This window comes from Actinoalloteichus caeruleus (assembly GCF_049311605.1).
Taxonomy (GTDB): Bacteria; Actinomycetota; Actinomycetes; order Mycobacteriales; family Pseudonocardiaceae; genus Actinoalloteichus_B; species Actinoalloteichus_B caeruleus.
In genome coordinates this window covers 5386143-5409505 of record NZ_CP186005.1, presented here as the reverse complement: position 1 = coordinate 5409505, position 23363 = coordinate 5386143, and the positions used below count along the sequence as shown (strand labels likewise).

The window sequence follows — 23363 nt, the reverse complement described above, 5'->3', positions numbered from 1 at the left end:
CTGTGGAACTGGACCAAGAACGGACCGCTCGCTTTGTCGTCCACGCACGGGTCGGTGCTGAGCGGTTCGCGCGGGGGCCGCGGGGCCTGCCCGTACCACCCACCGGGGGTGCGGCGCTCGTCGGGCCGAGGCGGGGGCCCGGGCCGTGCCGCCGGGAGGGCCGGCGCCGCGCCCCGCGGCGGCCGGCGGGTCGCGCGGCCGCGGCCTCGGGGCCTGGCGGCGTGGCCGGGCCGACGGCACGCGGCACCGCGGTAGCGGATTCAGGACCCGCGTTTCACTCGGAAGTGGGGGAAAGGGGAAGTTGGCGCATCCGGTTGTCGCGGAAGGCGAATGGTGTCGCACGAGCGGAAATCGGCCGGCGGACCACCACCCCCCGGGGACGACGACACCGGGACGGTGCTTTTCGATTCCGGGTCCGGTGCCGTTCCGGGCGGAACCAGGAAAAGGCGGGAGCGGGAACGGGACCGGCGGCGTCGGATGGCGGCCCGCCCCGACCCCAGCGTGACGAGGCGGGCCCGGCGCGCCGAGCCGCGCCAGGGCCTCGGACGCGGGGCGCCCGTCCCGGGGGCCGGCCCGACCGGTGGGCGGCCGGTCGTTCGTAGGCTGGTGCGGTGCGCGCTCGACTCGACAGACCCCCGCTCGACGCGGTCCGCCTCCACCACGAGCTGGTGCTGGACGGCGGCCCGTTCACCTCCGTCGACGTGGTCGGGGTGACGGGGTCGACCAACGCCGACCTCGTGGACGCCGCCCGGCGGGGCGCTCCTGACCGGAGTGCGCTGCTGGCCGAGGAACAGCGGTCCGGGCGCGGCCGGCTCCGGCGGGACTGGGAGTCCCCGCCCCGGGCGGGTCTCACCCTCAGCGTGCTGTTCCGGCCGGCGGACGTGCCGGGAACGGCGTGGGGCTGGTTGCCGCTGCTCACCGGCCTCGCCCTCGTGCGGACGGTGCGTGAGCGGTGCGGGGTCCGGGCGGCCCTCAAGTGGCCGAACGACCTGCTCGTCGGGGCGGAGGGCGCCAAGTGCGCCGGCATCCTCGCCGAGGTGGCGGTGCCTCCGGCCGACCCGGGGGGAGCGAGGGCCGCATCGGAGGGGCAGCGGCCCGCCGTGGTGGTCGGTGTCGGGCTCAACGTCACCCAGGAGGCCGAGGAGCTGCCCAGCCGTCCAGGCGCGGTCCCGGCGACGTCGTTGGTGCTCCAGGGGGCCACCGAGACCGATCGCACCACCCTCGCCTCGGTGTTCCTCCACGAGCTGGCCTCGGCGGAACGGCGGTGGCGGGATCACGCGGGAGACGTCCGCCGGTCCGGTCAGCTCGCCGCCTACCGCGAACGGTGCGCGACCCTCGGCACCCGGGTGCGGCTCGACCTGCCCGGAGGCGGGCACCTGACGGGAGTCGCCGAGGACGTCGACGACCTGGGCCAGCTGGTGCTGCGCACCGACGACGGCGCGCGCGCCCACTACCCGGCCGGGGACGTCCACCACCTGCGGGCCGAGCCGGGGCCGGGCGGTGCCCCCACCGGGGGTGGGACGTGACGGAATCGGGTCGGTTGCCGTCCCGCGCGGGCTGGCGCGCCGGTACGGTGATCAGGTCGGCAGCGGTACGGGCAGAGCGGGGAGGGATCCGTGGGATACCCGGAGAACATGCTCACCGACGACGAACGGGTGGTCATCCACAAGCATCCGCACTGGAAGACGCTCGTCTGGCCCACCATCGCCTTCCTGGTCATCGTGGGGGGTGGCTCCTACCTCGCCGCGCTGGCCCAGGACCTCTCCTGGAACCAGATCGCCTGGATCTCGCTCGCGGTGCTGGGGGGCGTCCTCATCCTCTGGTTGTTCGTCACCCCCCTCGTGCGGTGGCGCAGCACCCACTTCGTCGTCACCTCGGAACGGGTCATGGTGCGGGAGGGGGTCCTGCACCGCACCGGCATCGACATCCCGCTGTCCCGCATCAACAGCGTCCGCTTCCAGCACAGCCTGATCGACCGGGTCCTCGGGTGCGGCACGCTCATCATCGAGTCCGCGTCCGAGGAGCCCCTGGAGTTCGACGACATCCCGAGTGTCGAGCGGGTGCACGGCCTGCTCTACCACCAGATCAACGACGATGACGACGGCGACTACTACTACCGGTCCCGTCCGCAACGCGACCCGGACTAGCGGCCCTGGAGCAGGCGCCGCCGACACGGTGAGGAGCCCAGCGTTGAGCACCCGCACCCCCGGCCTGCCCCAGACCGTTCCGGCACCCGAGGAGGAGGGCCTGCCCCCTCGGGTCACCATCTGGGAGGTGGGGCCCAGGGACGGCCTCCAGAACGAGTCCCGCCCGGTGGACCTCGCCGTCAAGCTCGAGTTCCTCGAGAGGCTGGCGGCGGCCGGCCTGCCCGTCGTGGAGGCCACCAGCCTGGTCCACCCGAAGTGGGTTCCCCAGCTCGCCGACGCCGAGGAGCTGCTGGCCCGCCTTCCCCGCCGACCCGGTGTCCGGTACCCCGTGCTGGTGCCCAACGAACGCGGGCTGGACCGCGCCCTGCGGGCCGGGGTCGAGGACATCGCCGTCTTCGCCAGCGCGACCGAGACCTTCGCGCGGCGGAACCTGAACCGGTCCTTCGACGAGCAGTTCGCCATGCTCGAACCGGTGGTGGCGCGGGCGGTCGCCGAGGGGGTCCGGGTGCGCGGCTACCTGTCGATGTGCTTCGGCGACCCGTGGGAAGGGGCGGTCCCGCCGGAACGAGTCGTGGCCTCGGGCGCGCGCCTGGCGGAGATGGGAGTGGACCAGCTCTCCCTCGGGGACACCATCGGGGTCGCGACGCCCGGCCACGTGCTCGCCGTGCTAGCCGCCTTCGAGCGCGCCGGAACTCCGGCGGTGACGCTCGCCGTCCACTTCCACGACACCTACGGCCAGGCCCTGTCGAACACCCTGACGGCGCTGCGCGCCGGCGTCCGGACGGTGGACTCCTCGGCGGGTGGGCTCGGGGGCTGTCCCTTCGCGGGGTCGGCCACCGGGAACCTCGCCACCGAGGACCTGGTGTGGATGCTCGACGGGCTCGGGGTGCGCCACGGCGTCGACCTGCCCGCGCTGGTCGAGACCAGCAGGTGGATGGCGGAGCGGCTCGGCCGCCCCAGCGTCTCCCGGGTGGTCGCGGCGCTGGCGCCCTGAGCCGGTCGGCGTTGCTGATCAACGGACCGCCGGGGTGGACGTGAAAAAGTTTCCCCATTCCGTCGGAACCGGGGGAGCCCTGCCGCCGTCAAAGCCGGAACCTGCCAGACCGGTACCCCCGTGCCGTCGGCCACCCCGGAGGCGACCTTGGCCCACATGGACCACCAGGCCGACGTGAACGCGCTGCTGGCCGACTACCGGCGCAGCCGGGAGCAGCTGGGCACCGTGCGCCGTGATCTCGTGGCGATCCGCGAGACCGCGAGCAGCCCGGACCGGACGGTCACGGCGACGGTCGGCTCCCAGGGCGCGTTGCGGGACCTGACGATCAGCCCGGACGCCTACCGGCGGCACCGGCCGGACGAGCTCGCGAGACTCGTGCTCACCACCGTCTCCGAAGCCTCCCAGGCCGCGAGTCGGGCCGCCGAACTCGCCCTGGCCCCCGTGCTGCCCGAACGGGTCGGCTCGGACTCGGTGCTGGCGGGGACCGGTGACCTCTCCGATCGGGACCTGCTCCCCGGCCCCGACGCGTGCGGCCGAGACCGGAACGAGGGCGCCGCCGCTTCTGGTGGCACGAGCGAGGACGACTCGTTCGACGCGGTGAGCTGGCTCCGCCCCGGCGGGTGGTCCACGTCGGGAGAGAGGAGCGGACGGTGAGCCACGACGGATACCAGGTCGACCCGGAGCTCCTCGCCGAGCGCGCCGCCGCGCTGGGCGGGGAGGCGACCACGGCTGAGCGGATCCTGGGCCGGCTGCGCGAGGTGCTGGACGCGACCGGGGAGTGCTGGGGCGACGACGAGATCGGCCGCCGGTTCGCCGCCGGTCACGTGGACCCCGCCGACACCACCCTGGAGCTGATGAGCGGCCTGCCGGGAAGGCTCACCGACCACACCGACCGCCTCCGCGCCTCGGCCGCCACCTACCGCGACGCCGAGGAGACCAACACCAGCGCGCTGGGCACCGGACCCGGTAGCCGCTGATCTCGCCGAAGGGATCTGAGGATGGGGATCGAACTACCCGGCGAGCTCGTGGACATCGCCAACCGGGCCGGGGTGCGCTGGCCGGCCGCCGACGAGGAGGCCATGCGTGACCAGGCGGAGGCCTGGCGGGAGGCCGCCGAGGACGTCGAGGTCGCGGGTCGGCGGGCCGACTCCCTCGCCGACCAGGCGTTGGACGGCTTCACCGGCGCGACCGCGGACGGCGCCCGCCGCGAGTGGCGCGCCTTCGTGGACGCCGACGCGGGTGACTACCCGCTGATCGTCCAGGGCTGCCTGGCGGCCGCCGACCGCCTGGAACACGGCGCCGAACAGGTCGGGGCCGCCAAGGTGGCGATCGTGCGCCGGCTGGTCGTCCTCGCCCAGCGCGCGGACGCCGCCGAGCAGGCGGCCGCGGCGGGGCACACCGACGCCCTGGCCGGGCTCGACTCCCTCTTCTCGGCCGCCCGCACCGAGTTCGCCCAGATCCAGGGCGGCCTGGCCGAGGCCGTGGACCTCGGGAACGGCGTCATGATGCCCGGCGCGACCCCGGTCGCCGGTGCGAGCAGCCCGACAGCGCTCACCTTCTCCTCGCCGGAGGCACTGCTCGGTGACGAGGACGGGATCGGGGAGGGCGCGCCGTTCGGGCTCGGCCAGCACGACGGGGACTTCCTCGAACGGTCCGCCTCGGACTCCGCGTTCCTGCTGGAGGAGGTGATGAGCAGCCTGGTGGCCGAGGGGGAGATCTCCGAGGAGTTCGCCGTCCGCAGCGGCGAGGAGTGGGGGCTGGACGAGGGCTTCCTGGGTGGCCGTGACGGCCAGCCGATCCCGGATGTCCCTGGCGAGGAGACGCCCCCACCACCGTCCGAACCATCGGACACCGGAGCCCCACCCCTCCCGGCATCCACCCGAGGCACCGCGCCGTCCGGAACGGACGCACCCGTCGGAACGGACGCACCCGTCGGAACGGGTGCCGGTGTCCCGGCCGCCGTGCCCGGGCCGCCAGTCCACTCCGCCGCCCCGCCCGCCCCGCCCGTGGCGGGCACACCCCCGATCACCGAACCACCGGCAGCGGCGGCACCCCCGTCGGCGCCGCCCCCCGCTGGGGCACCCCCGGCCGGGGCAGGTCCGGGGGAGGTCACCGGACCGACCAGGGTGGACCCGAACTGGGCCGGAAGCGCTCCCGCGCAGCCGACCGCACCGGCCGAACGGCAGCCGGGTGGTCAGCCGGTGCCGCCGCCCCCTCCAGGAGGGGGACAGCCGCCTGGCGGGCACCTCCCAGCTGGCGGCCTGCCCGCCGCGCCACCGGGAGCGGGTGGTCCCGGCCTTCCGCACGGTGGGCCCGCGCCGACGGTCCCTCCCGGTTCGGGCGGTGCTGGGGGCGCCGGCGCGCCAGGCGGCCAGGCCGACCCCGGTCGCGGCGCCGGGGCCGCTCCGCCGCTCGGCGGCCAGCCGAAACCGATGCCGTTCCGACCCGAGTTCCCGGTGGGCGGTGGAACGGCCGTACCACCCGGAGCCGCCGTCGCCCCCGCCCCAGCCCCGGCCCCCGGCCAGCAGCCGCTGGCCCCGGTTGCCGGCGCGGCTCCGGTCGCCAAGCAGGTGCTCGGACCCGGGGCCCCGGACGGACCGGCGGCGCCACCGGCCGAACCGCGCACGACGCGACGCACCGCCACCCCGCAGGGCGAACTCCCCGAGGTCGCCTCGTTCGTCATGCACCTGTTCCCCCTCGGACGCATCCCGGTCCCCGAGGTCGAACCCGCCCGGCAACGGCCCGCTCCCGCTCCCGACAGCGACTACGCCCCCGGCGGGAGGTACGCGCCCCAGGACCATCCGCGCGCGGACCTGGTGAACACCCTGGACACACCCGGGGGAGAGGGCCCCGACGGCTCCGGGCCCGCACCCGAGGGCACCTCACCCCCCGGGGCGGCCGTGGCCGTCCCCGAACCGACGCCCACCGACCGCGAGTGGGACCGCCGGTTCGTGGTGCGCGGCATCGACCTGGCGACGGGCCGCCCACCCGAGTACGCCTGGCCGCCACCGGAGCTCTTCCCCGAGGGCGCCGCCGACCCTGGTGGCCTGGAGCCCGTGGTGCTGTCCGAGGGGGCGGAACTCGACCGGTTCGGCGACGAGGAGGGACGCCTGCTCTGCCGCGCGGGGGCCCCGTTCGAGGCGCGGTCGCTGCCACCGGGCCACGCCGACCGCGAGTACGCGCGGTACCGGGTCGCCCGGCCGTTGCCCGTGTGGGCCGGCCCCGCCGCCGCCTGGTTCGCCCAACCGGGGGGCGCCCTGAGATACCGCACCACGTACGCGGTGGCCGAGTTGGTGGCGATGGGCTACCTGGATCGGCTCGGCTCCACGGCGACCGGAGGAGACACCACGTGAACATGAACTCGATCGCGGACTGGCTCGCCCGGGTGGGGGTGCCGGACGAGGTCGTGTCCGTCGGCCGGGAGGCCGAGGACGCCTGGTGCGTGCTGCACGACCCGGGGGAGAACGGCGGCGAGCCCGCCTGGGAGGTCTTCTGGCGCGAGCACGGGAACCGGTACGACTGGGCCAGGTTCTCCAACGAACAGGTGGCCTGCTTCTACCTGTTCGGGCGGCTGTCCTGGACCCAGGTGCTCCGAGGTGCCCTCGGCACCACGTCACCCACGTCCACCGTGGACGAGATCCGTCCGAGCCCGCCACCGGTCACCGCGCATGAGGCCGCCACCCCGCCCACGGGGCTTCCGGTCGGCCGGTGACCGGCGTCGCGGCGGCCGGTGCGCGTCGGGCGAGCTGTCAGCCGCCCAACACGCGCAGCGCCGCGTCGTGCAGCGGACCGTTCGAGGACAACGCGTCACCGCCCTCGTGCGTGCGTGTTCCCCGCAGGTCGGAGAAGCGGCCCCCGGCCTCCTCGACGAGCACCTGGAGGGCGGCGACGTCCCAGGCGTTCACGACCGGTTCGGCCGCCAGGTCGATCGCCCCCTCGGCGACGAGGCAGTGCTGCCAGAAGTCGCCGAAGGCGCGGTTCTCCCAGCAGGCGTCGGCCAAGGCCAGGTAGGCGTCCCGGGACGCGTACTCCACCCAGGTGCCCAGGTGGGTGGTGGACAGGTACGCGTCCTCCAGCTGGGACACGGTGGACACCCGCAGCCGCTCAGGGGGCTCCTCGGCCGTCGCCGCCCAGGCGCCGAGCCCCCGGGCCGCCCACCACCGACGGCGCAACCGGGGCGCGCTGACCACGCCCACCGCGGGCGTGCCGTCCACGACCAGGGCGATCAGGGTGGCCCACGCCGGCACACCCCGGAGGAAGTTCTTGGTGCCGTCGATGGGATCGACGATCCACACCCGATCGGTGGATGCTCGTTCCGCCCCGGACTCCCCGCTCTCCTCGCCGACGAACACGTCCGCCGGCCGATGTTCGGCGAGGGACGTCCTGATCAGCTCCTCGACGGCCCGGTCGGCGTCGGTCACCGGCGTGCGGTCCGGCTTCCGCTCCGACCGGAGGTCGAGCGCCCGGAAGCGCCGCGTCGTGATCTCGTCGGCGGCGTCCGCCAGCGCCAGCGCCAGCCGGAGGTCCGCCGCCACCGCGTCCCCCGTCTGGCCCGCCAGGACCAGGTCCTCCCCGTCAGCACCCACGGCCCGCAAGCCTAGCCGGCGGACGGCCGCCACCCGCTGGGACCTTCGGCGCCCGCTGGGAGGTGGTCACCTCGGTCGTCACCCCACCCGGGGCGGACCGGCCGCTCTAGGCTGGGAGGCGTGAGCGTGGTGCTGCTGGCTGAGGACGACAAGGCGATCGCGGAACCACTGTGCCGGGCGCTGCAACGCGAGGGCTACGTGGTGCGCGTGGTCGGGGACGGCCCGAGCGCGTTGGGCGCGACCCGGGCCGGCGGCGCCGACCTTCTCGTGCTCGACCTGGGGCTGCCCGAGATGGACGGGTTGGAGGTGTGCCGGCGGCTGCGCTCGGACGGTGTCGGCATTCCCGTCCTGATGTTGACCGCGCGCACCGACGAGGTGGACTTCGTGGTCGGGTTGGACGCGGGTGCCGACGACTACGTCGCGAAACCCTTCCGACTGGCCGAACTGCTCGCCAGGATCAGGGCGCTGCTCCGGCGGCGCGCCGTGAAGACCATCGAGGCGAACGGGGTGCGGATGGACCTGGCGGCGCGGCGGGTCCAGGTGAACGGATCCGAGGTCCAGCTGGCGAACAAGGAGTTCGAGCTGCTGCGCGTGCTGATGCAGCACGCCGGCGAGGTGGTGACCAGGGACGCGATCCTGGACGAGGTGTGGAACGGGCCGGAGAGCAGGACGAGCAAGACCCTGGACATGCACGTGTCCTGGCTGCGCCGCAAACTGTGTGACACCAACGCGAAGCCGGCGGACCAGCGCATCGCCACCGTCCGCGGCGTGGGCTTCCGATTCAACATCGACTGACGGGGTGACCCAGGTGGCTCGGCGACTGCCCGAGAGGGATCGTGCCCGGACCGGGGCGGACGACGGGGTCGGCGTCCGCCCCGGACCCGGCGCAGGGTCGAACGGCGACGGCTGAGTCCGGTGCGACGTCGAATCCTCCAGTCGATCCTGCTCGCCGTGGCGGTGACCGCGGTCGCGCTCGGCCTGCCCCTCGGCTTCAGCGCCCTGCGCCTCGTCGAGGACATCACCCGGGGCGAACTGAGCGGTCGCGTCCAGCAGATCGCCGCCAGCCTCGACGACCAGCTGGCCTTCGGCCGGGACCTCGACCTGGGCCAGATCCGGGTCGCGGTGCCGGAGGACGGCCAGATCAGGGTGACCATCCCGGGAGAGCCGCCGGTGGAGCAGGGGCCTGACCCCGGCCCGAACCCGGTGGTGGAGCGAGCCGCGATCGTGCAGCAGGGCACCGTGTCGCTGGCGGTTCCCTCCGGGCCGCTGCGCACGGCCCAGGCCCAGATGGCGGCCGTCGTGCTGCTGCTGGTGGTGCTCTCGGTCGGGACCGGGATGCTCGTCGCCAACGTGACCGCGCGCCGGTTGTCCGAGCCGCTGCGGCACGTGGGGGACCGGGCGGCCCGGCTGGGGGCGGGTGACTTCCGGCCGGACTCGCGGCGCCACGGCGTGCCCGAGCTGGACCGCGTCGCCGAGGCCCTGGACACCTCGGCAGCCGCGCTCTCACAGCTCGTCGAGCGGGAGCGTGAGCTGGTCGGGGACGTCTCCCACCAGTTGCGAAGCCACCTCACCGCCCTCCAGCTGCGGTTGGAGGAACTCGCCGACCCCCGGCACCAACCCGAGCCGGGGGAGGCGAGGGCGGCCCTGGAGCAGGCCGAGCTGCTGGCCCGGGTGCTGGAGGACCTGCTGGCGACGGCGACGGCGGTGCGTTCGCTCAGCGCCGAGCCCCTCGAACTGAGCGCCGAACTGCCCACGATGGTGGCCGAGTGGCGTGACCGGCTGCGCGGGGCGGGCCGCGCCCTGCGGGTGCGGGTCGAACCCAACCTGCTGGCCAGGGCGACACCCGCTCGGTTGCGGGAGGCGATCGGGGTGCTGCTGGAGAACGCCGTCGTCCACGGCGCCGGGACCGTGGCGGTGACCGCGCGGCTGACCGGGGGAATGGTGACCATCGAGGTCACCGACCAGGGCAAGGGCGTGCCGGAGGAGCTGGTACCCCACGTGTTCGAACGCGGCGTGTCCGCCGCCGGCTCGACCGGGGTGGGGCTCGCGGTGGCCCGGGCGCTGGTGGAGGCCGACGGGGGCCGGTTGAAGGTGAGCCCCGAACGCACGGCGGCGTTCGTCATCTACCTCCGGGTGCCCCGCGTCGACGACGTCCTCGGCGTGTCCTGGCGGGCGGAGGCCCCGCGCTGAGTCCCCGGCACGTGGTGCCCACCGGCGCGGGCGGCTGATCGGGACGGGGGCGCCCACCGTCGTCGACGACGGGAGCGAGGTCGGTGGCCCGCGCGTCCGGGCCCAGGGGAACGGCAGAGGACCGGTGGGTCGCCGGCGTCAGCTCCCCCGCGCGCGTTCGCTCACCTGCGACGGATGCGGTTCCGGTCTCGTGCCTCCTCGGCCGGCTGCTCCTCCGACTCCGGGTGGGCTCGCCGCCCGTGCTCCGGCGCCGAGGCGGGCGGCGCCGAGGCGGCCGGCACCGCCCGGGCCGGGGGCGGGCCGTCGAGGGTGTCGGTCTCCGACCCGGCCGTGTCGTAGCTCGTCTCCAGGTTGCGGACCCCGCTCTGGGGGAAGACGAACCGGCGGAACGCCCAGTACCGGAAGATCATGCCGAGGAGGACGCCGATGACCTGGCTGCTGACGAAGTCGGCGACCTGCTCCGTGACGAAGCTGACCGCCGGCTGCTTGAGGTCGAGCACGTAACGCGACACCGCCAGCGGGGCCAGGTAGAGCACGAAGGCGAGACCGCTGATGACGAAGAACAGGCTCGCCTCGTGCCCCGGGCGTCGGCCTCCCCGCGTCCGGAAGGACCACTCCCGGTTCAGCACGTAGGAGGCGGCGGTGGCCACCAGCACCGCGATGACCTTCGCGGTGAGGGGCTTGTCCAGGATCCACAACTTGACGGTGTAGAAGACGATCGTGTCGATCACCCAGGCCGTGCCGCCCACGACCGCGAACTTGAGCAGTTCGCGGTGCTTGAGCATGACGGTGCGCAGCGGCGCTGGTAGTCGATCGAGGACCTTGTGGACGACGGACACCACCGCAGTCTACGGAACCACGCTCCACGGCCGTGTGTAGCTACCGGACCCCGCAGCGAAGTGGTGAATTCCCCCTGTTCAGCCGTGCGAGCGCCCCCCGATCCCCAGTGGGTGGTCGTGCCGGTCCGCCTGGTTCCTCCTACCGAACGTATCGGACAACCGTCGCATTACGCCACTGTCGAGTGAAGGAGGTGAGGGAAGTGGTACTGACCGTGCGTCCCGACCACCGCCCGGCGGACCCCCCGGTTGGGGTGGCCCGCTCCCGCTGACCGGAGGGGGCGTGGACGGGGGCGACGGTCGGTGCGGCGCCTCCGGGGTCCGGTCGGGACGGGGAGGATCCCGGGATTCGACGCCGTGCTCAGGAGCCGGCCCCGGGGGCCCCTCCGGTGGAGCGGGGGCCCGTGGCCGCGGTTCCGGGTCCGCGGCGTCCCTCGGTGCCGGTGGTCCGTCCCGGTCGACGTCCTCCACCGGGTCCGGCGCCTCCCCGACCGCGGGACCGCCGAACGGTCGGTGGGACCACTCCACCCGCACCGACGTCGGGTGCTCGGAGTCGCCGAGCCGCGCCAGCAGTGCGACGGAGGACGCGGGTGGCACGTCCCGACCGCCCTCCGCGCAGAACCACAGGACGAGGTGCCGTGACGAGCCCGGGCTGAGGGGCGGCGTGGGCCGGGGTCGGGTCGACCCCGAGGGGCAGCCAGCGAGCCCCCTCGGCGGGTCGAGGGGCCAACCGGGCAACTGGCGCATCCGGACACCCGGCGGCAGCGTGGCCTCCAGCCTCGCCGGCGCCGTCGTCTGGCCGACGTTGCTCACCCGGACCCGCAGCACCGCGTGGTAGGAGCGGTGGCCGGCGCCACTCGGGGACGGCGTCGACCACGCGGGTCCGGTCCCCGTGGAGACCGCCACCCCGGACGGCCGTTCCGCCAGGTCCAGCCGTACCGCTGGCAGCCGGGTCAGCGCGCCGTCCACCCCTCGAACGTGTCCCGTGACCTCCCCGGCCGAACCCGCCGCCGCCAGCGCGCGGACCACGAGAGGGAGGTCGGCCTGCTCACCGGGTTCGAGGCCGCCCGGAACGTGGCAGTGGACCAACCGTCCACGCCCGTCGCACGAGATGTCCTCCCCGCCGTCGAGGGCGAAGTGGCGCGGGACCTCGGCTCGCACGGTCACCGGGCCCGTCGGGGCGTTCCCCGTGTTCCGCAGGCGGTAGGTGACCGACCCGGCGGGGCCGCCGGGCGGCAGCGGCTCCGGAACGCCGAGGGCCTCGACCCGGAGGGCCGGGCGCGCCGCGGTCAGCCGGAGGTCCAGCGCCTCCCGCGCCGCGCCCAGCCTCGCGGTGACCCGGATCGGCGTCTCCACGGGCAGCCAGGTGCGGAGCCGCAGGCGGACGTCGTGCCGGTCGCCCGGTGCCACCTCGCCCGGTGACTCGCAGCGAACCACCGACGGGGGCAGCGCCGAGGCGACGACCCAGGAGGAGTGGGGGTGACGGAACGCGTCGGACCGCAGGTCGCACCGGGGCGGAAGGCCGTCGACCCGGACCCACCACGGCAGCCGCAGCTCCACGGAGACGGGCGCGGTGCTCGTCCCGGTGTTCGTGACCTCGGCCCTGAGTTCGGCGGGGGCGGGCCACCCGCCCCCAGGGGTGCGGAGCGCGCTCCCGCCCAGGGCCAGGTGGTCGACCGTGGCGGGGCGCACGGTGACGGTGATGGTGGCCAGGCGGAGGTGGATGGCGGTGCCGGCGTGCAGGGTGCCGCTGATGGCGCCCCCCTCGGCGTCGACCGAGGCGGTCAACTGGATGTGGAGCGTCAGGTCGCCCCCGGCGGGCACCCCCTCGGCCGACCGGCAGGTGACCCTCGTGCCGGTCGGGTGTTGGACGCAGACGTCCGGCTCGCCGACGGTGGTCGGGACCGGGGATGGGGCGGCCGGCGCGGCTCCGGTGGGATCCTCGGCGGCCCTCGGTGAGGGAGGTTCGGCGCCGGTTCGCGGTCTCGCGGCCGGATCCGGGGCGGGCGGTTCGCCGGCCCCCGTTCCCGGGGTGTCTCCGGCGGGCCGCGATCCGGAAGGGGCGTCCGGGACGGTTCGTCCCGTTGCCGTGACCCCCTTCGGGAGGTCCAACGACACGGTGACGGGTTCCGACGCACGGTCCCCGGTGTTGCGCACCGTGATGGGGAGGTCCACCGGTTCGCCGCCGGCGACCAGGACGAGTGAGCTGTCGGGAACGGTCGCCTCCAGCCGCGCGCCCACCGGCTCCGGTGTTTCCTCCGGGGGCGGAGGTGGGTCCGCCGGCCTTGGCGGGTGGGGCGGCGACGGGGACGGGGTCGGTGGTGGGGGTGGGAGCTGGACCGGATCCCGCACGGTCGGGGGCGCGGTCGGGACCTCGGGCAGCGGTAAGGACTCGCTGGCCGGCGGGTCGGAGGGCTGCGCCACCGGGTCGGGTGCGGGACCTCCGCTCAACAGGCCGAGCACCATCGCCGCGGCCAGCGCGGCGGCCGAGGAGGCAGCACCCAACCACTGGCGGGGGGCGCCGCTGATGAGCCCGCTGACCGCACCCGCCGTCGACCCGGTCACCGCGCCGACTCCCGCGCCGGTCAGGGAGGTCGCCGCCGCCGTGGCGAGGTAGCCGCCCGCTCCCACCCCGAGGACGACGAACGCGACGCCGCGCAGCGCCCCGTTGAGGTCGGCCAGCTCGGAGGCGAGGGTCCGACAACGTTCGCAACCGTCGAGGTGGGTCTCCACCTGGGCCGTCTCCCGTCGGGAGAGGCCATCCCTCGTCCACGCGCCGAGCCGCTCGGCCACCGCGCGACACCGCGACGTCGCCCCGACCTCGCTGAGGTGCTCCTGGAGGAAGGCCTGCCGCAGCCCCTCCCTCGCCCGGTACGCGAGGGCCGCCACCCCGTTGGCGGAGAGCCCGAGGATCGGTGCCACCGCGGAGGGCGGCTGTCCCTCGATCTCGGTGTGCCACAGCACCGTCTGCCACCGTTCGGGGAGTCGAGCGAACGCCCGGGCGGCGAGGGAGCGTTCCAGGCCGGCGACCGCGGTGTCGGTGAAGGGCACCGCGAGGTCGGCGCCCGCGACGGCGCCCACGTCCTCGGACAGCTCGACCCGCCGTTCCCGCCGGGTCCGGTCGTAGGCGGTGTGCCGCAACGACGTCAGCAGGTAGGCGCGGAAGGCCGAGTCCGGGCCCCCACCTGTCCGCAGCACCTGGAGTACCCGGGCGAACGCCTCCGACACCAGGTCGTCGGCCTCGATCGGGGTCCTGGCGAGCTGGCGGGACAGGTTGCGCGCCGCGTCGACGTGCCGGACGTAGAGCTCCCCGTACGCCGAGGTGACCCCCTGGCGGACGGCATCGATCAGGTCCTCGTCACTCGTGCCGTGCGTGTTCCCCGGGTCTGCCACGCCCGCCGCCTCCTCATCACACGGAAGCACACATTGTGACCAACCGGTTACCCGTCGCGCCATCAGGGCCACCGTGACGGACGAGCGGGGCGGGGACCGGCAACGCGCGGTCCCTCGGAGCCAGGCCACCGGACCCTCTCCGCGTGGCCCCCGTTTAGGCTCCTGGAACCGTGGAGACCAGCAACGACCGACGTGCCCGCCGCGGCGGCCGTTCCACCATGCCCTCGGTCGGCATGGTGGGCGGCGGTCAGCTCGCGCGGATGACCCACCAGGCAGCGATTCCCCTCGGGCAGTCCCTCCGGGTGCTGGCGGTGGCGGAGACGGACCCCGCCGCCGTCGTCGCCAGCGACGTCGCCTTCGGCCACCACACCGACCTGGAGGCGTTGCGGTCCTTCGCCCGGGACAGCGACGTCCTCACGTTCGACCACGAGCACGTGCCCGGCGAACACCTGCGCGCGCTCGAGGCGGAAGGGGTCACCGTCCACCCGGGGTCGGCCGCGCTGGCGCACGCGCAGGACAAGCTCGTCATGCGTCGCCGGCTCGCCGAGCTGGGCGTCGCGGGCCCCGCCTTCGCGGAGGTGACCTCGCCGGCGGACCTGGTCGCCTTCGGGGAGGAACACGGCTGGCCCTGCGTGCTCAAGGCCGCGAGAGGGGGCTACGACGGGCGCGGGGTGTGGATGGTGGACACCCGGGAGGACGGGGCGGCCCTGGTGGCGGAACTGCTCGCCGCCGGTACCCCACTGCTGGTCGAGGAAAGGGTCGACCTCCACCGCGAGCTGGCCGCCCTGGTCGCACGGTCCCCCTTCGGCCAGGGCGGGGCGTGGCCCGTGGTCGAGACGGTGCAGCGGGACGGCATCTGCGTCGAGGTGCTGGCGCCCGCGCCGGGCCTGACCGAGGGCCAGGCCGCCCAGGCCCAGGAGCTGGCCTTCACGATCGCGTCCGCGTTGGGCGTCGTCGGGGTGCTGGCGGTGGAGCTGTTCGAGACCCGGGACGGGAGGTTGCTGGTCAACGAGCTCGCCATGCGCCCCCACAACTCGGGCCACTGGACGATCGAGGGCTCGCGGACCTCCCAGTTCGAGCAGCACCTCCGGGCCGTGCTCGACTACCCGCTCGGCGCCACCGACCTGGCGGCGCCCGCCGTCGTGATGGCCAACGTGCTGGGCGGGGACCCCGTTCCGGAGATGACCATGGACGAACGGGTGCACCACCTGTTCGCCCGGTACCCCGACGTGAAGATCCACCTCTACGGCAAGGAGGAGCGGCCGGGGCGCAAGATCGGTCACGTCACCGCGCTGGGCGCCGATCCGGACGCCGCTCGCGGGCGCGCGGGGCAGGCCGCGGCGTGGCTGCGGGACGCCCGCTGGCCCGACGGCCACGACATCCACGGCACCTAGAACTGGTCGCCGCCGGCGTGGCACGGCCCCGCCACCACCCCGGGTCGGGTCAGGATGGCCGGGGTCGGTCCGCCCGCCCGAGGCGACGTCGTCCCGTAGCGCAGAGCGTCGGTCCCGCCGGCCCACCCTCCTGGTGCGGCCGCCCGGTGGGGCCGCGGAGGGAGAAGAGAACCAACGTGGCAGAACAACAGGCGCCTCTCGTCGGTGTGATCATGGGCAGTGACTCGGACTGGCCCGTGATGGGCGTCGCCGCCGAGACCCTGGCCGAGTTCGACGTCCCGCACGAGGTGTCGGTGGTGTCGGCTCACCGCACACCCCAGCGCATGCTCGACTACGCGCGGACGGCGGCGGAGCGGGGAATCCGCGTGATCGTCGCCGGAGCCGGTGGGGCGGCGCACCTGCCCGGCATGGTCGCCTCGGCGACCGTGCTGCCGGTCATCGGCGTTCCGGTGCCCCTGCGGCACCTGGAGGGCATGGACTCGCTGCTCTCGATCGTGCAGATGCCGGCCGGGGTCCCGGTCGCGACGGTGTCGGTGGGCGGGGCGCGCAACGCGGGGTTGCTCGCCGTGCGCGTGCTCGGTGCGGGAACCGACGAGCGCGCGGCCGGGTACCGGCAGCGGATGGCCGCGTTCCAGGCGGAGATGGAACGCCTGGTGCTCGACAAGGACGCGGCGCTGCGGGAACGGATCAGCCAGGGCGAGGCGATCACCGGCTGACCTCCACCGCACGCGGTGTCGGGGTCCGGCTGGTCACGACCGCGCTGGCGCGGGCTCCTCCGGCCCGGTCGGGGAGGAGCGCTCCCCTGGATCCGGTCGACCTCCCACACGGCGGCCGACCCGAGAGGCGCGCTCCGCCGGGAACCTGGGCACCCGTCACCAGCACCGGTGTCGGCACGCTCCCTCGCTACTGGCGGGTAACCCCGCTACGATCGCCCGCAGGAGCGTTGCTACCCGTCGGTAACAGGAGGACGTGCGGTGAACCGTGGCTTCGACACCTACCAGCTGGCAGAGGAGCACGAAGCGCTGCGCGCGGCGGTGCGGTCCCTCTCGGAGAAGGAGATCGCGCCGCACGCGGCCGAGGTCGACGAGCAGTCGCGGTTCCCGATCGAGGCGAAGAAGGCCCTGGTCAAGGCCGGGTTCCACGCCGCGCACATCCCCGAGGACTACGCCGGGGAGGGCGCCGACTCCATCGCGACCTGCATCGTCATCGAGGAGGTCGCCCGGGTGTGCGCCTCGTCGTCGCTCATCCCGGCCGTCAACAAGCTGGGCACCATGCCGATCCTGCTCGGCGCCTCCGATGAGCTGAAGCGGACGGTGCTGCCCTCCGTCGCCAACGGCGAGGCCATGGTGTCCTACGCGCTGTCCGAGCGCGAGGCGGGCTCCGACACGGCGTCGATGCGCACCAGGGCTCGCCTGGACGGCGACCACTGGGTGCTCAACGGCACCAAGTGCTGGATCACGAACGCGGGCGAGTCCAGTTGGTACACGGTGATGGCCGTGACCGATCCGGACGCGGCCAGGAAGGCGGACGGGATCTCCGCGTTCCTGGTGCACGCCGACGACCCCGGCTTCGAGGTCGGGGCCAAGGAGCGCAAGCTCGGCATCAAGGGGTCGCCCACGTGTGAGATCCACTTCAGCGACTGCGCGATCCCCGAGAACCGGATCATCGGGGAGCCGGGGACGGGACTGCGCACCGCCCTGCGCGCCCTGGACCACACCAGGCCGACGATCGGCGCGCAGGCGGTCGGCATCGCTCAGGGCGCCCTGGACGCGGCCGTCGCCTACGTGCGGGAGCGCCGCCAGTTCGGCCGCCCCGTCAGCGATTTCCAGGGCGTCCAGTTCATGCTCGCCGACATGGCGATGAGCATCGAGGCGGCGCGGCACATGGTGTACGTGGCGGCGGCGCGCGCCGAGCGCGGTGAGGACGACCTCGTGTTCGTCTCGGCCGCCGCGAAGTGCTTCGCGTCGGACGTCGCGATGCGGGTCACCACCGATGCGGTGCAGCTCTTCGGCGGTGCCGGTTACACCACGGACTTCCCGGTCGAGCGGATGATGCGTGACGCCAAGATCACCCAGATCTACGAGGGCACGAACCAGATCCAGCGCATGGTGATGGCGAAGTCCCTGCTCCGGGGCTGAACCGGGCGCACGAGGGCGGAGTCCGCCCCGGCCGCCTCGCCGTCGCTGCTCGTGGGCACCGAGCCGCCGGGGCCTGCACCCGGCCCTCCGGCCACCCGGAGGCGACCAGGGCGTCCTTCGGCGTGCCCCGAGCGTCCCGGGCCGGCGCCGTCCGCCTCCTGGGCTGGGGACGGGAGGCGGCGGTCACCCGGGACCACCGGCCGCCGCGCGCGGCGGCCGGTGAGGAGGGCACGAGCTCGTGGTGCCCGGGCGCGGTGGGCGAACGAGCCGTGCGCGGGCACCCGGACCGCCTCCACACCCCAGTCCGGGCGTGGACGACGCGGCGTGGCCCGCCGAGGCCGATGCCGAGCCTCGGGCGTTCGAACCGGCCCGGTCCGTGGTCCCCGGGCCACGCCGGCCCCGGTGGGTGGTCGACGACTGCGCTTCGCCGCTCGCCGTGCCGTCGCCGTGCGGTTGGCGGAGCGCCTCCGCGGCGTGCGGCGGCTGCCCAGCCCCACGGCCGGAGGCCGGCACGATCGCTCGTGCTGACGGGACCGTTCCACCGTCCGTCACCGGTCGGGCTCCTGGCGGCGGCCACGGGTGGAAGGCCGGTGGCATCCCCGGCCCGTACCGCACGCGGTAGCGGGCCGTCCGGAATCCGTGTGCTCGGGGTGGCGAGGCGTCGTGGTCGCGGGCGGTCGACGCGCTCGTGCTGGATCCCGGCTCGTGGGCCGGTCGAATCCGCCTGGTGCCGCGACACGGTACGCCGCCGACCGTCGATCACGGTATGTCGCCAAGGAGTGTCGACGGTCACTCTCCGTGGGAGCCGTTCGTCGTTCGGCCGGCGTAGGAGGTGGGAGGGGGCGTGTCCTCCGCCGTTGTCGGGGGATGGTCGACCGGCCTCGTCGCCTGCCCCGGTGGGGTGAGCGGATGGCTCCACCGGTTCCCAGTATGTGGAAGTGGTGTCTTGTCTGTCGTGTTTGGCTGGGTCTCGCATGAACGAGTCGTGACATCGATCGCTCGGAGCATCACTCCCGGTGTAGGTTCACGGCAAGCTTAGTTGAGCGTTCATATAATTCGGCACTCGTGAGCCCCCGCACCAAGCACAGGAGATCAGCATGAGCATGATCAAGGACATCACCCTGCTGGTGGCCAGGCTGGCAATCGGCCTGGCCTTCGTCGCGCACGGCTGGGACAAGTTCTCGAACGGGATCGGCAACGTCGCGACCGGGTTCGACGCGATGGGCGTGCCCCTGCCCGAGGTGTCCGCGTGGGTCACCGCGGTCGGGGAGCTCGTCGGTGGCGCGGCCCTGGTCCTGGGCGTCGGCCTCCCAGTCGCCGGGGTGGTCCTCGCCGCCCTGATGGCCGGCGCGGCCTTCTTCGTCCACATCGGCAACGGGTTCTTCGCCTCCGAGGGCGGTGTCGAACTCGTCCTCGTCCTGGGCACCGCCGCCCTGGCGCTCGGCTTCAACGGCGGCTCCTACGCCGTGGACCGCCTGCTGTTCCGAGGCACGCCCCCGGTCGCCGCCGCCGGCACGAGCGGGCAGCCGAAGCCGACGGCCGAGGTCAACGCCTGACCACGACGACAAGCGCGCGTCAGGCCCCGTCGACGCCGCCGGTCCGGGGGAGGACGAGGGCGGCGAGCTCGGAGTCCCGCAACGACGCCAGCCGCTCGGGGTCGACGACGCCCCCGGGCGCGGTGCCGTACTGGACCAGCCCCGCCTCCCGTGCGAACACCGCGAGGACGCCGTCGAGCACACCGGCCGGCAGCGTCCACTCGAGGGCCGAGAGGACACGTGAGCCCCGTTCCACCCCGAGGGCCGAAGCCCGTTCCTCGGCGGTGGCGAGCACCTCGTCGACCGTCATCCCCAGCAGGGCCGGGGTCGAACCCGGCACCGGTGACCACGGGACGAAGTCGTCGGGCTGGATGCGGATCTCCGAGGTGTAGTCCACGGCGTCATCGTCCTGCCCGCCTCCGGACATCCCCAGCGCGTCGAGACCGACCTTCGCGATCGTCGTCGCCGTTCCCCGGTGCGCCTCGACCGCCGTCGCCGGCACGAAGGCGACCGCCGCCTCCTCGTCCCCCAACCCGTCCCCACCGGTCGCCGCCACCACGTGCGCACCGCACCACCAGCTGCCCAACAGCACACCCAGCGTCTGCCAGTGCGCCGGCAACGCGACCACCACCGGTGTCCCCGGCTCCACGTCGCACTCGTCACGCAGCCAGTTCGCGGTCTTGGCCGCCCAGTTCGCCGCCGTCGCCACCGACAGCTCCACCCGGTAACCCCCGGGCCCGTCGTAGTAGGTGAGCATCGGCCGGCTGGGGTTGCGGGCGAGCAGCGGGCGCAACAGGTGATCGGTGACGCTCATACCGGCAAGCCTAGTGTCCGCCGCCGTCGACCCGGCCCCTGCTCCGAGCGGCGGACCCCGGGCGGTGCCGGCACGGACGGACGGCCCCGGCCCGAGAGGTGACGACCGGGCGAACGCCGGGGGCGGCTCAGTTCACGCAGGTCAGGCCCTCGGCGGTGATCGGGTCCTCGTCCGTCGGCGCACCAGCGGCCAGCGAGGACGCCTCCGCCGGTCGAGAGGGGCCGCCGGCCGCGGCCGGGCCGGCGCTCGGCGCGCCGGTCTCCTGGGCTTCGGACGGCGCTCCCGGCGCGGGTGTCCCGGGCCCGGACGACCGGGCGGGCGCGGGCGGGTCCTCCACGCCGTCGAGGAGGCCGGCGACGAAGTCGCGCACCTGGGTCGGGTCCACGGTGATGATGCTCTGACCCCGGTCGTTGCGGGCGCCGACCCCGGTGACGGGGATGGTGGTGAACTGGATGGCGCCGCTGGCGATGCCCTCCAGCTGTCGGGCGAAGCCCACGAGGTCCAGGTCCTCGTCGAGGACCACCGAGTCCCGGGTCGCGGCCAACAGGGCCTGGAGCTTGCCCGGATCGGTGAGGGTGCCGGTGGACAGCACCTTGTTCGCCAGGGCTGCGAGGAAGACCTGCTGCCGGACGATCCGGTCCAGGTCGCCTCGCGGCAGGTTCTTGCGTTGCCGGACGAACGCGAGCGCGTCGCCGCCGGAGATGACCTGCGCGCCCCTGGTGAAGCTGGCGCCGGAGTCGGTGTCGCTGGTGGCCTGGTTCAGGCAGACCTCGACGCCGCCGATCGCCTCCGTGAACAGGTAGAAACCGTACAGGTTCACCTCGGCGTAGTGGTCGATGTGCGCGCCCGTCAGGTCCTGGACCGCCCGGACGAGCGCCAACCGGCCCGCGTGGTCGGACTCCCGTTCGATCCGGGACCGGTCCGTGACGCCCTGGGCGGCCAACTCGTTCGCCTTCCGCGCCTTCACCAGCCCGAAGGCGCCGTTGATCTTCTCCTCGGTGCCGAGCGCCGACACCGGAACCGAGGTGTCCCGGGGAATGGACACGGCGTGCGCGGCGCTCCCGTCGTCGGGGATCCGCAGCAGGATGATGGTGTCGGTGTTCAGGCCGGCGTTGGCCTCGGTGCGCAGCTCCCGGAGCACCGACTCCGGCAGGGGGCGGCCCTGCGCGTCGGTCCTGCTGTCGTTGCCCACCAGCAGGATGTCGGTGGCGAGATCGGCCGCGTCGGGCGGTGGTGGAGCGTTCCTCTCGGCCTCCACGGGCGCCCGCCGCAGGTCCGCCAGGACGCTCGTGGTGCTCAGGTCCTCCTGGATGCGGTCGACCATGACCCAGGCGACCCCGGTCACGACCAGGGCGGTGACCGAGACGAGGATCGTCAGCGAGCGGCCACCGGCGACCAGCACCCGCCGGGCCCGACCACGTCCTCGACCACCTGGCACCACCCGGACCCGCCCGGTGGCGGGTGGGGGCGTGGGCTCCCCGGACCCGCTCGCCGCCACTCCCCCCGGCGGGTCGGTCGCCGATGTCCGCCGGCCCGGCTCCCCCTCGTCGGCCACCTGTTCCCCCTACTGTCGCCGAGCTGGCGCGGGATCGCGCCCTCACCGGTCCTGTCCCTCGCTGTCCCCCGGGCGTTACCGGCCGTGGTCACGCCCCGAGCGTTTCCCCCACGCTCATAGTGCGCATCACCGGCCCGCGCCGCCACCGTGCGGAACCCGACGGGACGAGGAGGGTGGTCAGTTGACGCAGGGAACCGTGCTCGCGGTGATGTCGCCGCCCTCGTCCGTCGCGGTGGCGTTCGGTTGGACCGCCCCGGGGTCGACGGCACCCGGACCGGGCTCCGCGCCCTCCGCCAACTCCCCACCGGAGTAGTCCAGCCCCAGCAGCACCGAGACGGACCCGGCTGGCAGGTTCGCGTCCGGCTCGATGGACACGCCACCGAGTTCCTCGGCCACGAGCTCCGCGTTGGCCTCCTCGCCCGGCGCGTGCCTGACCACCGTGGTCTCGCGCAGTTCCGCGTTCCCGGTCACGCCCTCGGTGAAACCCGCCGTCGTCAGCCGCTCCATCACCTGCCCGGCCAGGCCGGTCACCTGCGCCGCGTTGTGCACGCCGACCGTGACCGCCGCCCTGTCCGCGTCGGCGGCCTCCTCGGAACCGCCGTCCTCCGAGGAACCGGCGGTCAGCGACCGCATGTACTCCTGGACGGCCACCGGGTCAACCTCGATGTAGTTCCCGACGTGACCGACCGGGATGGTCTCGAACGCCATGTTCCCCCCGGCCATGTCCTGCATGTGCATGGCGAAACCCGGGACGTCGAGGCCGTCGTCGAGGACGACGGACCGCTGCACGGCGGACACCAGGTTGTTCAGCTTCGCCGGGTTCGTCAGGGTGTCGGTGGACAACAGCTTGTTCGCCAGCCCGGCGAGGAACACCTGCTGCCGCACCACCCGGTCGAGGTCACCTCGGGGCAGGCCGTAGCGCTGGCGCACGAAGGCCAGCGCGTCGCCCCCGGAGATGGTCTGCTCACCCGCCTCGAAGTCGGCGCCGGATTTCGGTTCGCTCACCGCGGAGTTGAGGCAGACGGTGACGCCGCCGATGGCGTCGGTGATCTCGAAGAAGCCGAGCAGGTTCACCTCGGCGTAGTGGTCGATCTCGACGCCGGTGAACTCCTCGATGGTCTCGATGAGCAACTTGCGCCCCTCGGCGGAGGACTCCTGGTGGAGCTGTTGGGGATCGGTGACCCCCTGCGCGGCGAGGGTCGCCTCCGCCGCGCGTTTCCCCCGGCCGAACGCGGAATTGACCTTGTAGGAGCCGTGGCCGGGGATGTTGACCAGGCTGTCCCGCGGAATCGACACCGCCGTCGCGCTCTCCCCACCCACCGGGACGCGCACCAGGATGAGGGTGTCGGTCAGCTCACCGTCGTTGTCGGACGCCCGCAGCTCCGCGAGGACCTCCTCCGGCAGGGGGTTGCCCTCCGCGTCGGTGCGGCTGTCCATGCCCACCAGCAGCATGTCCATGCCCCCGTCGAGCGGGCTCGGCCCGTCCGGGGTGATCGGCGCGCGGTCGCGGTCGCCGAAGACGTTCGTCGTCGTCATCCCGGACCCGAGGCTGCCCAGCGTCGCCCACGCGTAGCCGGTTCCGCCGATGACGATCGCCGAGCAGAGGGCCACCACGCTCTTCGCGGTGGCCAGCGCGGCCCGCCCGGCCCGGCTCGGGCGCACCCGGCCCCGGCCGCGCCGAGCTCGGTCGCGCTCGGCCGAGGCCCTGGCCGCGCCGCCCACCGCCCCGATCGGCTCGGTGAGCGCACCACCGCCGACGCCCACCTGGGTCGGCGCGGAGG

Annotated in this window: 19 protein-coding genes; 13 read left to right on the top strand and 6 right to left on the bottom strand. The window is 74.2% G+C overall.

What is annotated here, in order from left to right:
• The first annotated feature begins 611 nt into the window (after positions 1-611).
• From ACOJVX_RS22170 to ACOJVX_RS22140, 7 genes are all read left to right on the top strand, one after another.
• Positions 612-1526, top strand: a complete 915-nt coding sequence (locus tag ACOJVX_RS22170; protein ID WP_418153642.1) for a biotin--[acetyl-CoA-carboxylase] ligase — start codon at positions 612-614, stop codon at positions 1524-1526.
• A gap of 90 nt (positions 1527-1616) precedes the next feature.
• A complete protein-coding gene (locus ACOJVX_RS22165; protein WP_030104812.1) occupies positions 1617-2147 on the top strand; it encodes a PH domain-containing protein in 531 nt (176 codons plus the stop codon).
• Positions 2148-2190: 43 nt separating this feature from the next.
• Positions 2191-3141, top strand: coding sequence for a hydroxymethylglutaryl-CoA lyase (locus ACOJVX_RS22160; RefSeq protein WP_026419344.1), 951 nt, complete (start codon positions 2191-2193; stop codon positions 3139-3141).
• Positions 3142-3297: 156 nt separating this feature from the next.
• Complete coding sequence (locus ACOJVX_RS22155; protein ID WP_035273976.1) at positions 3298-3795, top strand: YbaB/EbfC family nucleoid-associated protein; 498 nt, start codon at positions 3298-3300, stop codon at positions 3793-3795.
• A complete protein-coding gene (locus ACOJVX_RS22150) occupies positions 3792-4118 on the top strand; it encodes a WXG100 family type VII secretion target (RefSeq protein WP_051314094.1) in 327 nt (108 codons plus the stop codon). Before ACOJVX_RS22155 ends, ACOJVX_RS22150 begins: the two co-directional genes overlap by 4 nt.
• A 21-nt stretch (positions 4119-4139) precedes the next feature.
• A complete protein-coding gene (locus ACOJVX_RS22145; RefSeq protein ID WP_422647072.1) occupies positions 4140-6494 on the top strand; it encodes a glycohydrolase toxin TNT-related protein in 2355 nt (784 codons plus the stop codon).
• Positions 6491-6853 carry a hypothetical protein gene (locus tag ACOJVX_RS22140; protein WP_026419342.1) on the top strand — a complete coding sequence of 121 codons (363 nt, stop codon included), beginning with the start codon at positions 6491-6493 and terminating at the stop codon, positions 6851-6853. Before ACOJVX_RS22145 ends, ACOJVX_RS22140 begins: the two co-directional genes overlap by 4 nt.
• Before the next feature lie 37 nt (positions 6854-6890).
• Here ACOJVX_RS22140 and hisN read toward each other — a convergent pair whose 3' ends face one another.
• A complete protein-coding gene (gene hisN / locus ACOJVX_RS22135; protein ID WP_248783795.1) occupies positions 6891-7727 on the bottom strand; it encodes a histidinol-phosphatase in 837 nt (278 codons plus the stop codon).
• 120 nt (positions 7728-7847) lie between these two features.
• Here hisN and ACOJVX_RS22130 point away from each other — a divergent pair, with 120 nt between their 5' ends.
• On the top strand, positions 7848-8522 hold the full coding sequence (locus ACOJVX_RS22130; RefSeq protein ID WP_026419340.1) for a response regulator transcription factor: 675 nt from the start codon (positions 7848-7850) through the stop codon (positions 8520-8522).
• Positions 8523-8642: 120 nt separating this feature from the next.
• Positions 8643-9917, top strand: a complete 1275-nt coding sequence (locus ACOJVX_RS22125; protein WP_026419339.1) for an ATP-binding protein — start codon at positions 8643-8645, stop codon at positions 9915-9917.
• Positions 9918-10078: 161 nt separating this feature from the next.
• Here ACOJVX_RS22125 and ACOJVX_RS22120 read toward each other — a convergent pair whose 3' ends face one another.
• On the bottom strand, positions 10079-10756 hold the full coding sequence (locus ACOJVX_RS22120; RefSeq protein ID WP_308208865.1) for a GtrA family protein: 678 nt from the start codon (positions 10754-10756) through the stop codon (positions 10079-10081).
• Between the two features lie 78 nt (positions 10757-10834).
• Positions 10835-14146 (bottom strand): sigma-70 family RNA polymerase sigma factor, encoded by a 3312-nt coding sequence (locus ACOJVX_RS22115; protein WP_418153650.1) that lies wholly within the window; start codon positions 14144-14146, stop codon positions 10835-10837.
• Positions 14147-14364: 218 nt separating this feature from the next.
• Between ACOJVX_RS22115 and ACOJVX_RS22110 the strand changes: the two genes are divergently transcribed.
• The 4 genes from ACOJVX_RS22110 to ACOJVX_RS22095 all read left to right on the top strand — a co-directional run bounded on the left by ACOJVX_RS22110 (position 14365) and on the right by ACOJVX_RS22095 (position 19234).
• Positions 14365-15540: a 5-(carboxyamino)imidazole ribonucleotide synthase gene (locus ACOJVX_RS22110; RefSeq protein WP_026419338.1), complete on the top strand. Its 1176-nt coding sequence runs from the start codon at positions 14365-14367 to the stop codon at positions 15538-15540.
• 212 nt (positions 15541-15752) lie between these two features.
• Positions 15753-16256, top strand: a complete 504-nt coding sequence (gene purE / locus ACOJVX_RS22105; RefSeq protein WP_030104820.1) for a 5-(carboxyamino)imidazole ribonucleotide mutase — start codon at positions 15753-15755, stop codon at positions 16254-16256.
• 258 nt (positions 16257-16514) lie between these two features.
• Positions 16515-17678: an acyl-CoA dehydrogenase family protein gene (locus ACOJVX_RS22100; protein ID WP_026419336.1), complete on the top strand. Its 1164-nt coding sequence runs from the start codon at positions 16515-16517 to the stop codon at positions 17676-17678.
• 1097 nt (positions 17679-18775) lie between these two features.
• On the top strand, positions 18776-19234 hold the full coding sequence (locus tag ACOJVX_RS22095; RefSeq protein WP_026419334.1) for a DoxX family protein: 459 nt from the start codon (positions 18776-18778) through the stop codon (positions 19232-19234).
• A gap of 19 nt (positions 19235-19253) precedes the next feature.
• Here ACOJVX_RS22095 and ACOJVX_RS22090 read toward each other — a convergent pair whose 3' ends face one another.
• The 3 genes from ACOJVX_RS22090 to ACOJVX_RS22080 form a co-directional block, all read right to left on the bottom strand.
• Positions 19254-20027 carry a TIGR03089 family protein gene (locus tag ACOJVX_RS22090; protein WP_418153651.1) on the bottom strand — a complete coding sequence of 258 codons (774 nt, stop codon included), beginning with the start codon at positions 20025-20027 and terminating at the stop codon, positions 19254-19256.
• 127 nt (positions 20028-20154) lie between these two features.
• Positions 20155-21468 (bottom strand): LCP family protein, encoded by a 1314-nt coding sequence (locus ACOJVX_RS22085; RefSeq protein WP_026419332.1) that lies wholly within the window; start codon positions 21466-21468, stop codon positions 20155-20157.
• A 291-nt stretch (positions 21469-21759) separates the two neighbouring features.
• A complete protein-coding gene (locus ACOJVX_RS22080) occupies positions 21760-23346 on the bottom strand; it encodes an LCP family protein (protein WP_245588852.1) in 1587 nt (528 codons plus the stop codon).
• Positions 23347-23363: the final 17 nt, after the last annotated feature.